The organism is Myxococcus guangdongensis, from assembly GCF_024198255.1.
GTDB classification, from domain to species: domain Bacteria; phylum Myxococcota; class Myxococcia; order Myxococcales; family Myxococcaceae; genus Myxococcus; species Myxococcus guangdongensis.
Genome location: NZ_JAJVKW010000017.1, coordinates 159,271 through 171,984 on the forward strand (window position 1 = coordinate 159,271; position 12,714 = coordinate 171,984).

Annotated in this window: 12 protein-coding genes; all 12 read right to left on the reverse strand. The window is 66.9% G+C overall.

The genetic code is table 11. The annotated features are described in order from the left end of the window. Window positions 1-16: 16 nt before the first annotated feature. A complete protein-coding gene (locus tag LXT21_RS37945; protein WP_256572336.1) occupies window positions 17-2,122 on the reverse strand; it encodes an FHA domain-containing protein in 2,106 nt (701 codons plus the stop codon). An 11-nt stretch (window positions 2,123-2,133) separates the two neighbouring features. Beyond that, on the reverse strand, window positions 2,134-3,000 hold the full coding sequence (locus tag LXT21_RS37950) for a type II secretion system F family protein (RefSeq protein WP_254043118.1): 867 nt from the start codon (window positions 2,998-3,000) through the stop codon (window positions 2,134-2,136). Between the two features lie 28 nt (window positions 3,001-3,028). Further along, entirely contained in the window at window positions 3,029-3,874 is an 846-nt protein-coding gene (locus LXT21_RS37955; RefSeq protein ID WP_046714741.1) for a type II secretion system F family protein, read from the reverse strand. A 39-nt stretch (window positions 3,875-3,913) separates the two neighbouring features. Continuing rightward, window positions 3,914-4,729, reverse strand: coding sequence for a Flp pilus assembly protein CpaB (cpaB, locus tag LXT21_RS37960; protein ID WP_046714742.1), 816 nt, complete (start codon window positions 4,727-4,729; stop codon window positions 3,914-3,916). A 189-nt stretch (window positions 4,730-4,918) separates the two neighbouring features. Beyond that, on the reverse strand, window positions 4,919-5,665 hold the full coding sequence (locus tag LXT21_RS37965; RefSeq protein WP_254043119.1) for a hypothetical protein: 747 nt from the start codon (window positions 5,663-5,665) through the stop codon (window positions 4,919-4,921). 125 nt (window positions 5,666-5,790) lie between these two features. Further along, window positions 5,791-6,567 carry a hypothetical protein gene (locus LXT21_RS37970; protein WP_254043120.1) on the reverse strand — a complete coding sequence of 259 codons (777 nt, stop codon included), beginning with the start codon at window positions 6,565-6,567 and terminating at the stop codon, window positions 5,791-5,793. Next, entirely contained in the window at window positions 6,564-6,791 is a 228-nt protein-coding gene (locus LXT21_RS37975; RefSeq protein ID WP_254043121.1) for a hypothetical protein, read from the reverse strand. The genes LXT21_RS37970 and LXT21_RS37975 overlap by 4 nt, the downstream gene beginning before the upstream one ends. Beyond that, window positions 6,788-7,609, reverse strand: a complete 822-nt coding sequence (locus LXT21_RS37980; RefSeq protein ID WP_254043122.1) for a hypothetical protein — start codon at window positions 7,607-7,609, stop codon at window positions 6,788-6,790. Before LXT21_RS37980 ends, LXT21_RS37975 begins: the two co-directional genes overlap by 4 nt. Beyond that, window positions 7,606-8,367 (reverse strand): hypothetical protein, encoded by a 762-nt coding sequence (locus tag LXT21_RS37985; RefSeq protein WP_254043123.1) that lies wholly within the window; start codon window positions 8,365-8,367, stop codon window positions 7,606-7,608. Before LXT21_RS37985 ends, LXT21_RS37980 begins: the two co-directional genes overlap by 4 nt. Before the next feature lie 19 nt (window positions 8,368-8,386). Beyond that, complete coding sequence (locus tag LXT21_RS37990) at window positions 8,387-9,547, reverse strand: TadE/TadG family type IV pilus assembly protein (protein ID WP_254043124.1); 1,161 nt, start codon at window positions 9,545-9,547, stop codon at window positions 8,387-8,389. A 20-nt stretch (window positions 9,548-9,567) separates the two neighbouring features. Continuing rightward, window positions 9,568-11,625, reverse strand: a complete 2,058-nt coding sequence (locus LXT21_RS37995; RefSeq protein WP_254043125.1) for a TadE/TadG family type IV pilus assembly protein — start codon at window positions 11,623-11,625, stop codon at window positions 9,568-9,570. 15 nt (window positions 11,626-11,640) lie between these two features. Next, window positions 11,641-12,627, reverse strand: a complete 987-nt coding sequence (locus LXT21_RS38000; RefSeq protein ID WP_254043126.1) for a TadE/TadG family type IV pilus assembly protein — start codon at window positions 12,625-12,627, stop codon at window positions 11,641-11,643. Window positions 12,628-12,714 lie beyond the last annotated feature (87 nt).

Here is a 12,714-nt window from a genome sequence, read left to right on the forward strand (position 1 = left end):
AGAAAGAGCACGAGAGCTACAGCTCGTGCTCGAACGCCTTTTCCTTGGCCAGATTGTGGCAGCGATGCTCTGTCGTAGGGAAGCGCCTGCTGACTTCCTGCAAAGCCGCCCGGGCCTTCTTCGCGCTGCGGAACTGCACACTGCGTTGGAATTCCAGCATGAGCTGGGCACATTGGTGGTCCAGCTCGGAGGAGACCTGGGAAAGCTGATAGCGGACGTCCTCGTACAGCTCCGGCCGCGTGTCCAGTGCCTCCAGGGTAATCCAAGCGAAGCGGAACTGCTGCCAGGCCCGGAACAGGTTCTCCGCACCCACCCCCTTCGAGTCGAAGAAACGCCGGCCCGTCGAGGCATATTCGCGCGCCTGCTCCAAAAGCTGCTCCGGCGGCAGCTCCGGCACGGGGATGATTTCCAGCCGCAGGTTCCACACCCGCCACGTCTCGTTGCCCGGGGGGTTGCGGACGTTGTCGAAGGCGAAGGTGTTGACGACGCCGCGCTTGAGGGCGCTGGCGGGGAGGATGTGCTCCAGCTCCCGCTCGGCGGTGGTGGTGGTATCCGGTGGCACCCAGCCCAGGTTCACCCCGTTGAGCACCAGGGCGACCTCTTCCTTGGACACGCTGCTGGCCTGGTAGTGCAGCAGGGCCACCGCGCGGGTGGGCGCGACGAACTGGAACTCGAAGGACTTCTGGTCCGGGTGCGCCCAACGCACACCCTCCCCCAGCCCGAACGAGTCCGCCACGGCCTCCAGGCCCAGGCTCGTGGGCTCCACGCGAGAGCCCCCCAGACCGGCCCCTCCGGGCAGGAACACGGCGGCGAGCCCGGCCGACACGCCCCCCAGCACCAGGAGCAGCACCGCGCCCGTCAGCAGCTTGCGGGGCAGTGACAACCCGCGCCACCCGAGCAGCAACTGCCCTCCCCGGCTCCGGGCCAGCTCGCGTCGCTCACGCGCACGGTCCGCGGCGGAGGCCCCAGGGGCGGGCGAGGCCTTGGCGACTGGTGGGGGCGCGAGCGTCGGCGCATCCTCCACCCCGGGGGCGAGCGCGCCGGCGGGCTTCGGGAGCCGGACGATGGGACGGGTGGAGTCCTCGTCGACGGGCCCGTCCAGGAGACCCACCGCCGCGAGCGTGGGCAGCGCCAGCTCCGTGCGCTCCTCCGGGATGGACTCCTCCAGCAATCCCGGCGGCATCGCGGTGGCGATGGGAGGCGACACCGTGGCCAGGAGCACGTCGGTGCGCTCCTCCACGGGAGGCGACAGGGGCAGGCCGATGAGGGCGGGCGAGAGGGTCAGCAGGACATCGGTGCGCTCTTCCACGGGGGGCGACAGGGGCAGGCCGATGAGGGCGGGCGAGACGCTCAGCAGCACCTCGGTGCGCTCCTCCACGGGGAGCGCCGGGGGCAGGCCGGCGAGGTGGGCGCCGGCGGGAGGAAGGACCTCGGTGTGATCCTCCAGCGGCAGCACGGGGGGCGGCAGGGGCCGAGAGGTCAGGACCGGCACCACCACCACCGGCGCCAGGTCCAGCGCGGTGCGGTCCTCCTGCGGCAGCGCCGGTGGGGGCACCAACACCTGGGGCACCGGCGGCACGGAGGGGCGCTTCGTCGAGGGCGGCGCCGACTCGGACAGGGACGCGAGGGACGGAATGATGGGGAGCGGCGCCACGGGCGCGACGAGCGGACGCTTCCCGCTGGGCGGGTTCGACGATGCCGGCGCCACGGGAGCGACGGCGGGCAGCTCGCCGGTGGGCAGGTACTCCTGGTCGGGCCGCTCCAGCACCACCGAAGGCTGCGGGGCCACGCGGCGGATGGGGCGGGTGGCATCCACGTCCCCATCCGGGGGAACCCACAGGAACGTGAACTCCACCGGGCCCACGCCGAGGCGGTCCCCGTCGCGGAGCAGCTGCTCGCCCTTCAGCAGGTTGCCGTTGAGCGCCGTGCCGTTGGAGCTGCCGATGTCCTCCGCGAAGTACTGCCCATCACGGAGGACGATGCGAGCGTGCTGTCGGGAGACGCCGTGGTCATGCAACACCACGTCGTTCTCCGAGGTGCGGCCGATCTTGACCTCGGCCTGCTCGAAGACGAGCTCACGTCCTTCCTGGAGCCCCTTCGTGATGGAGAGGAGAATCGGCAGAGGACTTCCCCCTACGCGAGCTCACCGAAGAAGAACTGGAACACGATGGGTCCGAAGAGGACCATGAACACGGTCGGGAAGATGCAGGCGATGAGCGGGAAGAGCATCTTCACCGGCGCCTCGCCGGCCAGCTTCTCCGCGCGCTGCGTGCGGTCGATGCGCATCTGCGTGGACTGGATGCGCAGCACCTTGCCCAGGCTCGTACCCATCTTGTCCGCCTGGATGAGCGCCGTGACGAACGTCGTCAGCGACGGCAGATCCACGCGCATGATCATGCTCTTGAGGCCCTCTTCGCGCGTCTTGCCCATCTTCAGCTGCTTGAGCACCAGCTGAAGCTCCTCGCGCAGCGGACCCGCCTTGCCCTTCTCCACCACCTTCGCCAGCGCGGCGGTGAAGTCCAGACCGGCCTCCACGGACAGCGTCAGGAGGTCCAGGTTATAGGGCAGCGCGCGGCTGATGAGCAGGTGGCGCTTCTTCACCTGATCGTTCAGCCACAGAATCGGGTAGTACATGCCGAAGAGCAGGAACAGCAGCGACCAGACCAGGTTCTGGCCCAGGCCGTTGAGCATGAACAAGCCCATCAGCAGGCCGACGACGGCGCTGACTTCCTGCAGCGCCATGATGTCCTCGGGCTTGTAGCCCTGGGGCTCACCGGCCTTGATGAGGTTGCGGCGCGCCTTCGCCTCGTAGCTGGGCCAGATGAACCGGCGGTTCATGGCGCCCAGCCGGCGGATGGCCACCGAGCCGAAGCCCTTCATGCCACCCTGGGACTCGTCGCGCACCTCCGACAGGAAGCGCTCGAAGAGCACCTGGTACAGACCGATTCCGAGGAAACCCACCGCGCCTGCGAAGAGCAGCGCCGAGCTTCCGACCAACACTTGCGTCAGGATATCCACCGGGCACCCCTCAAATGTCGATGTTGACGATGCGCCGGATGATGAGGATGCCCATCACTTCCATGATGGCGATCAACACCACGAGGATCCACCCGAAGTAGTGGTTCATCATGGGCTCCATCAGGTCCGGCCGCATGTAGTTGAGCACCATGCCGAGCACTCCCGGCATGGCGGCGACGATCCACCCCTGCAGCTTGCCCTGCGAGGTGAGCGCGTCGATCTTGCCTTCCAGGCGGAAGCGCTCGCGAATCACCATGGAGATGGTCTCGAACATCTCCGCCATGTTGCCGCCCAGCTGGCGCGCGATGTTGGTGGACACCACCACCAGCTCCAGGTCATCGCTGCCCACCCGGCGGCCCATGTTGATGAGCGCCTCCTCCAACGGCACGCCCAGCTTCACTTCCTTCACGAACAGGCCGAACTCCTGCGACAGCGGAGGCATCGCCTCGCGCGCCACGTGCTCGATGGCCTGCGGGAAGGTGAGGCCGGCCTTGAACGCATTCGCCATCGCCTGCAGCGCGTCCACCAACTGGACGTTGAACTTCTTGATGCGCCGCTTGCGGTAGTGCTTGACCATGATCATCGGCAGGAAGAAGCCGAAGACCGTGGCGATGACCGCCAGGATGGGGTTGAAGATGATGTACGACAGGATGCCCAGCAAGCACATGCTGGCGATGTTGAGGACCAACATCTGCCGCGCATCGATGAACAGGAACATGTCGCTCAAGTCGTTCATCGACTTGGCGACGTAGCGCTCCTGGTACTGCTCGTACGCCTTCGAGAGGACGCTGAAGATCACCAGGCTGAAGAAGAAGACCGAGCCGGTGACGAGGAGGAGGACGATGCCTGCGAGCATGGGCGTGCTTCCCTGAGGTCGAGGGCGCCGTGGCGCCGACTACTGGGCGCCCGCGGCGGCGGCCTTGTCGCCACTGCCCTTGATGATCTGGATGATCTCCCGGCGCTTGGCCTCCAGCACGCGGGTGCGCTCACCCGACAGCAGCGTGCTGATGGTCGCGCGGCCACGCTCCTCGATGAGGTCCACGTCGTCCTCGTTGCGCAGGGACAGCGTCAGCGCGCCGAGCTCCGCCGCGAGCACGAGGATCTCCGCCTCTTCCGGCAGCACCATCAGCGACACGTTGTTGTAGTCGCGCTGGCCTTCTGGGATGAGGTTCACGTTGGTGGTGCCGGTGATCTTGCCGGTGGCCACCACGATGATGTTCTGCAGCAGCGTCACGCCGACGTTCTCGTCCGTCTGCGGGTCGCGGAACGTGCCGATGATGTCCACGTGGTCGTTCGGGCGAATCCAGCCACCGACGGAGGTGGTGTTCTTCGCTTCGATGGTCATCGCGCGCATCTTCTTCTGCACCTTCGAGGACAGGCGCTCGGCGGCCTTGGTCGTCTCGAACTGGCTCCACAGCAGCGGGTCACCCGCCTGCAGGGCCACCAGCACCTTCTGGTTCACCACGTACGACGCGGAGTCCGGACGGACCACCGACGACGTGACGAACTGCTCGGGGACCGAGCGCTGGGAGATCATCTCGAAGGTGATGACCGTACCCTCGGGGACATCCTGAGCCGCCACGACGACTGGCACCAGGTTCCAACCGCGGCGGACATCCGCCTCCTTCTTCTTGATGGCGGAGTACGCGATGACGCCGGCCAGAAGGCCGAGCACGAGCGCGACGACGAGCGGAGTCTTGCCCTTCAGCATGGTTCAGGAACCTCCAAAACGGGGGGGCGCCGTTCGGCGGCGAAGGCGTTCGAGGGGTGTTAAAATCCAGAATGGCGCACATCGGCGCCGACGGCGCGGGATGTTAGCCGTGCGATACAGCAGGTGTCAAAACCACCTCCCGCGACAGCACAGAATCCCGCGCCAACCCTGTCGAATCGCTGGGTTGCGTCAGCGGTTCTTCAGCGCCGCGATGGCCTTGCGGTCGTCGTCGGTCAACCCATTGTATTCGGTGATGCTGTAAAGCGCGTCCTGGACGACGTCGGCATCGTCCTCGTTCTCGATGCGCTTGTTCTCGATGAGCCGGAGGAGCTCCTGGATGTCTGGATCCGAGGACACCGGGCCCAGTTCGAAGGTGCCACCCTGCTCGGAGGGGCCACGTGCCTCGTTGAGGCAGTACATGTGGAGTGGGAGCAGGAAGACCTCTTCCTCGCTGCCGCCATCCGAGCCTGCGTCGACGCCTCCAGGGCCCATGCCCGTGGGAGGAACCGTGATGGGCTCACGGTCGATGAGCATGCCGTTCTGGATGCGGCTGGGCGCAGTGTTGAGCACCACCAGCCCCGGCTCGAACGTCAGCTGAACGGGCCCCCCCGTGGTGTTGCGCAGCGGCACGCAGACCAGCACCGCAGGCCCCGTTCCGATGGGCGCCACGCCGTTGCCGCAGTCCTTCGTGGCGTCGCTGGCGCCATACGGCACCCCCGCGAGCTCCACACCCGGCGGGAAGACGAACGTCTTGCCCACGGGCTGGCCCGGGTCCTCGCCGAAGCCGGGCCGCACCCGGTTCACTCCCGCGTCGAAGGTGATGGGGCCGCCATCCCCTCCTCCACCGCCGCCGCCCTCGTCGTCATCACTGCAAGCCAGCACCCCTACCCCGACACCCACCGCGACGACCATCCACTTCCAGGCCGCATGCGCCATGTCGCGCTCCTTGTCCTCGTCGTTGTGCGCAGGCGACTCCTCCGGCCACGAGCCACTGCGTCATGAGGTATCCCGAGACTCGCTGAGTCCCGGGTCCTCGGCAACACCGGCGTGCAAGGAACGCGTCAGTGTCCAGCAGTGTGCGAAGGATGCGGCGATTCGAGGGGCGACGCCGCGGGCTGCTGCATGGGAGGGAGGTCCGGATTGTAGAGGCCGCGCAGAATCAATTCCCGCCCCCGTTCATCCTGAAGCATCGCGGGCTCGCCTTCCCGCAGACCGACCATCCGCACGCTGAAGCCCACTCCGTCGGGCGTGACGTTCACCCAGAGCGCCCCGGGAACGAGCGCCTCGGGACGTGAGTCGTCGGAGTCCAGCCACTCCAACCGCATGGGCACCGCGCTCAACCCGCGCGTGCGGACCCGGTCATTCACCGGCCCCGCCACCTCGAGCGCCGTGTCCCAATCGCGGCGCTCCGTGGGGACCTCTCCGTGCGCCTGGAGTTCCTGCACCATCGTCAGATGGACCCGGCGCGCCACGCGGAGGATGGACAGGTTGGCGGTCTCCTCGGCGCGCGCCTCGCGCAGGGGCCGTCCATCACCCGCCGCCACCGCGCCCACCACGGCCACCAGCACCGCGCCCGAAGCCCAGAGCGGCGCGGACTGTCCGCGCACCAAGGCCCAGACCAGGCGCAGCGCCGCGAGCACCGCCACCACCGAGCCCGCCAGCAGCGTCCAACGTGGCAGCGGCCCCACATGGAAGGAGTGTCCGAGGACGCCGACGACGTGCCGCCACTCCGAGGCAGAGACGTACAGCACGCCCCCCGCCATCGCGAGGAAGGCGGCGGCATGCACCAGCCTCAGTCCCAGGGGGGACGGCGCCCCCACCGTGCTCCGGTCCGTCACGGGAACGGCAGGTTCAGCACGAAGTAAAACGAGTCGTAGTAGATCTGGTACGAGCGCATGAACAGGTCGATGACGTTCGACTGCACGTCATCCGTCCACCGGACCTTGACCGACCCGCCGATGATGAGCGCGACGACCAGGACCCAGTTGAGGATGGAGTATTCGACCATGGCCTGGCCGCGCTGAGAGGCGCGCCGGCGCTGCGTCTTGGGAATCGTGCTCATGGGGAGGCTTCCTCCGGGGCCGCGTCCTGCGGCGCGTCCATGTCGGGCAGGTTGGGGAACACACGGTCCGCGTACTCCAGGCGGACCTTGGGGGCGGAGGGAGGCGGCAGCACCATTCGCGGCTTGGCGTCGATACCGTACTCCGCCACCTCCATCGAATGGGCGATGCCCGGAATCTCCATCTTCGCCAGTTGCATCAACGGAATCTCACGGGAAATCCACATCCGCTTGACGACGGTCTTCTTCACGACCAGTTCGATCTGCACGGCCGACACCGTTCCCGCCAGCGTCATCACCCGGCTCTCCTTGGTGGAGCGTAGCACGGGCTTGAGCCCCGCGGGCAGCGGCTCCTTGTCCTCGTCCGGGTGCGGCAGCTTGTCGTCCTTGGCTTCCTGGCCCATCTTCTTCATGACGTGGTCCAGGGCCTCCTGCGAGTACTCCTGGGGACGGTCCGTGGGGCCACCCACGTAGAGCCGGGAGATGGCGTCGTACTGAATCTGCTCGCCCTCGCGCGCCACCAGCATGCGCATCTGCATGAGGGGCGACTTCATGGCCGGATGCGTTCCCGCCTCCATCTCCACCCACACCGCGTCCCGGCCCTGCTTGTCCTTCTCCTCCCCCACCACCGCCATGCGCCAGTAGTAGACGCGCTGGCCACCCGCGCCACCGTCGAAGCGGTACGTCACCCAGTCACCCACGCGGGTGTTCCGCGCGCCGCGCGTCAGGTGGTTCATCACCTCGCGCGCCGCGGGGCTCTCCTCCGCGCGCGCCGACGCCGCCATCAACACCACCGCCAGGACGGCCCAGGTCGCCCTCATTTGCCCGCCCCCTTCGCCTTGGCCTTCTGCTCCTGCTCGTAGGACTCGCGGCTCTTGCGGACCGCGTCGTCGTTGGGCACCGCGTCCGGACGGTCCGAGCCCACCCACGTCTGGAGGACGGTCGACATGCCCTCGTCCACCTCGGAGATGGTCGTCATCACCTGCTCGCCCTTGCGCGCGTGCTCCATCGTCACCTGCGTGCCGCCGCCCAGCTTCGTCACCGTGCTGCGCACCGGCGAGAAGCCCTGACGCCCCAGCTCCGCGTCCACGCGGCGCTGCACGTCGTTGAGGTCGCCCGTCACCAGCGACGTGCGGTTCTGCGAGCCGCCCGGGTCATCCCGCGTCGCCAGGTCCTGGCTGTAGAGCGTGCCCTCCAGCTTCACCAGGCCCTGCGGAGGCGTCTTCGGCGGGCGCGACCACAAATCGCGCAGCGCCGTGAAGCCCACCGTCTTGCCCGCGTGCGTGCGCAGGACCACCCCGCGCTGCAGGCCCTCGCGCGTGAAGAGCGCGGAGACGACGGCTTCATCCTCCAGGTCGCCCTCCACCACCGTGGGGTAGCCCTCGTCGCGCCACTTCTGCGCGAAGTACGCCACCACCTTCTTCATCGGGTCGGTCGTCGTGAAGTAGGCCAGGCGGTAGTACTCCCCGCCGATGACCAGGTCGTTGCCGATGCGGGTGTGGACGGTGCCCGGATACACGGGCACCTGCTGCTCGGCCGCGCGCGCCGGCCCGAAGGCCCCCAGCGCACAGCCGAGCATCAGCCCGAGGGCCGCGGCCCTACTCGCAGCGAATCTTGTTGTCCTGCTCATCCTTCTTCGTCGCCTCTTGGTTGGCGTCCGGGTCCGACGGGTCGTCGGCCATGGCCCTCTTGCAGCCCATGAAGTGCGGGCCCCGGGCCAGGAACAGCTTGATGTAGTTGCTGTCCCCGTACGTCATCTCATCGCGGAACGGCGCCGTGTCGAAGCAGTCCGGCCGGTCGTTGTCCAGCAGGTCGCGCATCGCGTGCAGACCACTGCTCGCCCCGCTGTCGTACCCCGTCAGGCCGTTGCAGTTCCCCTTCTGCTGGGGATCGATACCGTAGTTGCGGGCGACGACATAGGTGCCGAAGAAGTTCGGCAGGAAGCTCCCCAGGAAGCTGAGCACGCTGCCGACGCTGCCATCCAGCGCCTGAGTCAGGCCCAGGAACTTCATGCGCCCCACCTGCACGTGCATGCCGTGCGGGTCGCTGCCCGAGCGGTGGTTGCCCGCTCGCCGGTCTCGCACCACCGCATCGCCGCCGTCCGGCATGTTCCAGCCGTTGGCGTACATGGAGTAGCGCGAGCGAAGGGGGATGCTCGCCAGGTCCTTCCCGCCGAACGTGTCCGTCTTGAAGAAGCCACCCTGCCCCGACTCGTCCAGGTAGCGGCGCGGGATGATGACGTTGTCGAAGTTCATCGTGACTTCGGACTCGACCCATCCCTTGTTGTTGAAGCCCCACATGTTGAGCACCGAGCCGGCGCCCGAGTTGAGCATGCCAATCACTCCGCTCGCCAGGCCGCCGCCCTCACCCGTGCTGCCGGGACCACCCAGCATCCCGGACTCGAGGAAGGGAATCTCCTTGTTGGTGATGGTGCCTTCCACGCTGCCGTAACGCGCGATGAACGTGCCCACCGGAGCGTTGGGCTCGACCGAGTCCATGTCCTTGAAGCGCTCGACCAGCTCCGTGTGCGCCTCCTGACGTGCGTCCTCAAAGGCGTTGTCGTGGTTGCCCTTGGCGAAGTCGGACAGGGCGTAGCTGGTCATCTCCCAGACGGCGTAGCGCGCCATCTCCTGGAGCTTCAGCTTCGCCCGGACCAACTCGGTCAGGTACATGCTGAACATCAGAATCATGACGAGGAGCGGCACGGAGAGCGCGAACTCGACCGTGGCGGCACCGCGCCGGAAACTCTTGCGGGACATGGGGGCTCTCATCGCGGTCCTCAGTGCGTCATGACCTTCGGGGCGAAGCCCTGGAGCGCGCCGGGCAGCGCGTCCAGCATGCTGCCGACGACCGGGAGCTGGTTGCGCCCCTGGTACACGGACGCCAGGCGCGGACGCCAGTACGGGTTGAAGAAGTTGGGCTGCTCGGTCCAGTTGCCCGGGCGGTGGTAGTAGCTCTGACCGCGGGAGATGACGTTGAGGCCCTCGGTGAGGCTGAGGAACTTCTTGCGGTTGTTGAGCATCTCCAGCCCCTCCGAGTCCGCGGTGAAGGAGAACTTCACCTTGCCCTCGTCGTTGAGGAGCGCGGGCGCGTTGGAGCCCGTGCCGTCCGCGTTGTCCTTGTTCACCACGTCCTCGGGCGACTTGTTCAGCGCCACCCAGGCCGACGGCTGGTTGAAGTCGAGCTTGCGCTCGGCAAGGGCGTTGTTCGCAGCGTTCGCCATCGGGTTGCAGGTGCTACCCGAGTACTGGCCGGGCTCGAAGTGCATGAACGGCGTCACGCCACCCCACGGGTGGTTGCCGTCCTGGGCCGGGCGCACGTTCGCCGTGTACACGTCCACCTTGAACCAGCAGACCACGAGCTGGAGGACGCAGACCTTCTCGCGGTGGATGCCCACCTCGCGCTCGGCGCCGCTGGGCGCGCGGTGGTTGCGCCACCCCTCGCTGTTCTGGGGGTAGTGGATGCGCCAGTGGACGCCGCCCTTCACGCTGCCGGTGTCCTTGTCGTTGAGCGCCCACACGCTGGGCTTCATGGTGTGGCGGTACGGCAGCTTGATGCCGCCCTTGTCGTTGAGGCCCTTGCGGTTGTCGCCGAAGCAGCGCGTGTACGGGTCCTTGTTGTTGCAGGACAGCGGGTTGTCCGCCTTGCCCACGCCCACGTCGATCTCCGCGGGGCCCAGCTTGAGCCAGTACAGGTCGTCCGCGCCCATGTTGTCGCCCTGGGCCGTCATGCCCCACGGGCTCAGGTTGTCGTTCCAGTCGCGGATGTAGTTGCGCGAATCCATGATGGTCTTCGCGGTGGGGAACGTCGCGGACAGCATGCGCGTCTGCCCCATCTTCTTGAACTCCATCAGGCCCGGAGCGTTCACGCCGTTGTTGAGCATGTCGCGCAGGAAGCCGAGCGCGTCCGGCAGCGGGAGGATGTCGCCCAGCTCGCGCGAGGTGGTGAAGCGCTCGGGGCAGATGCCGCCCTCGTGGTCACACGCATAGCGCGTGGCGTTGGTGATGCCACCCATGGAGCGCTTGGCGCGGGCGATGTCGTCGTTGGCCTTGTACTTCGTCACGTCCAGCGCGCCGAACGGGTTCTTCCACGTGCCCGGGTTCAGGGGCTTGCCGCCCGCGTGCGAGTTGTGCGCCTGGCTGAAGAGGCACTGGCTATAGATGCCCGTCGCCAGTTGGCTGGCCAGCGAGTTGAGCTTGGTGTCGTTCGCGTCCAGCACGCCCTGCGTGGTCTGCGTCACGTGTGTCGACGCGGACATCATCACCGCCTGGGACATGAAGTACATGGCGCCATTGAGCACCCGATGCGCTGGAATCAAGAACTTGCCCAACCACTTGTCGGGGTTGGCGGCCTTGAGGATGCGCTGGAACGGCTGCAGGAAGACCGTCTTGTACAAGGTCATGATCTTGTTCACGGCCTTGATGACCTGTCCCACGTACGGAATCACTTCGATGATGGGACACAAGACGATCCACAGCTTCTTGCGTTTGCCCGCGCACGGGTTGAGCGTCTTCATGAACCCGAACAGGTCCGTGAAGAACGCCTCGGCCGAGTAGATGACCGAGATGAGCGAGTGCCACATCATGGCCGACACGTAGTGCGACACCTGCGTGCGGTTGGCGTACGCGTAGAAGTTGAACGCGCGCGCCTCCATGGCGGCCATCGAGTAGGCGGCGGCGTCCGCGGTGTTCTGCAGGCGCACGCGCTCGTGCACGGTGTGGCCGATGTTCACCGTGGTCAGCACGGCGATGGACATCACCAACACCATCAAGGCGGCCAGGATGAGGGCCTGGCCCTCCTGGCGCTGGAAGCTCTGTCGGAGGATTCGAGTGAACATGGTGCGTGCGTCCTCTTACAGGCCCCAGTCGGGGTTGAGGTGCATGATCCACTTCCGGTGGAAGTTGGACTGCATGCGCATGGTGTAGGTGGCCGACAGCGGAATGAAGTAGCGCTTGCCGACGAGGCTGGAGACGAACGGGATGCTGCCGGTGGCCAGGCCCCAGAGCACCCACATCTCGGCGGGGTACAGCGAGTTGTAGCCCTGCTCGTGGTCGATGCCCTTGGCCAGGGCGGCCAGCGGCGTGAGGTTGCCGCCGTCGGACATCATGTTGGCCCGGGGCGCGAGCGTCGCGCGGTCGATGGCGCCACGCAGGGCCACCTGGGCGTTGGACGCGTACCAGGACGTGAAGATGATCCAGTTCGCGAACGGGACCTTCATCTCGTAGAAGTAGCGCAGGCGGATGGTGAGCCGCGTGGCCTTCCGGTAGACGAGCTCGGAGTTGTCCGGCTCCGGCAGGTTGAAGAACTTGCGGATGTTGTTCTCCAGCGACGGGACCTCCGGGAAGCTGTCCGCGCCGTCGAAGTCCAGCTCCTGCCAGTTGTAGCCGCTGCGCAGCTTCCAGATGGTGTCGATGGGCGTGAAGTACGCCGGGTTGATGGTGTCCACGCGGATGAGGCCGAACAGGTTCGAGCCGTTCACCGTGCGAGGAACCACGCCGCCGCCGAAGTTCAGCGTGCGCATCGCGGAGTCGTAGATTTGATGGATGGCGAAGGTCTTCGCCAGGTTGCCGATGTCGTCGGTGCGCCCCAACGTCGGCAGCAGCGCGACGATGGCCGCGTCATGCATGCGCTCGTTGTTGCCGTTCCACACGATGCCGGCGCGCGCGGCCTGGTACGCGGCGTACTCGGTCATCAGCTTCGCGTGCTGAATCAGCGTCAGCTGGATGATGCCCAGCGTCATGAAGACCGCGAGCGGCATGATCATCGCCGCTTCGACCGCCGCCTGCCCGGATTGGCGGCCCGCCGCCTTTCGCGGCCGCTCTTCCTGTTCCATTCCCATGGCGCCATTATCTCGATCAGCGCCCTCGGGACGCATCGGTCAAATGGACACCGCAGGACGGTTTCAGCCTCCCATTTATTGAAAAAT

What these genes read in the sequence shown, in the direction of transcription:
- LXT21_RS37980 (WP_254043122.1), bottom strand. Translation starts at nt 7,609, where the DNA reads ATGAGGGCGACCTGGGCCGTCCTGGCGGTGGTGTTGATGGCGGCGTCG.
- cpaB (WP_046714742.1), bottom strand. Translation starts at nt 4,729, where the DNA reads ATGCTGAAGGGCAAGACTCCGCTCGTCGTCGCGCTCGTGCTCGGCCTT.
- LXT21_RS38000 (WP_254043126.1), bottom strand. Translation starts at nt 12,627, where the DNA reads ATGGGAATGGAACAGGAAGAGCGGCCGCGAAAGGCGGCGGGCCGCCAA.
- LXT21_RS37975 (WP_254043121.1), bottom strand. Translation starts at nt 6,791, where the DNA reads ATGAGCACGATTCCCAAGACGCAGCGCCGGCGCGCCTCTCAGCGCGGC.
- LXT21_RS37990 (WP_254043124.1), bottom strand. Translation starts at nt 9,547, where the DNA reads ATGTCCCGCAAGAGTTTCCGGCGCGGTGCCGCCACGGTCGAGTTCGCG.
- LXT21_RS37955 (WP_046714741.1), bottom strand. Translation starts at nt 3,874, where the DNA reads ATGCTCGCAGGCATCGTCCTCCTCCTCGTCACCGGCTCGGTCTTCTTC.
- LXT21_RS37965 (WP_254043119.1), bottom strand. Translation starts at nt 5,665, where the DNA reads ATGGCGCATGCGGCCTGGAAGTGGATGGTCGTCGCGGTGGGTGTCGGG.
- LXT21_RS37985 (WP_254043123.1), bottom strand. Translation starts at nt 8,367, where the DNA reads ATGCTCGGCTGTGCGCTGGGGGCCTTCGGGCCGGCGCGCGCGGCCGAG.
- LXT21_RS37995 (WP_254043125.1), bottom strand. Translation starts at nt 11,625, where the DNA reads ATGTTCACTCGAATCCTCCGACAGAGCTTCCAGCGCCAGGAGGGCCAG.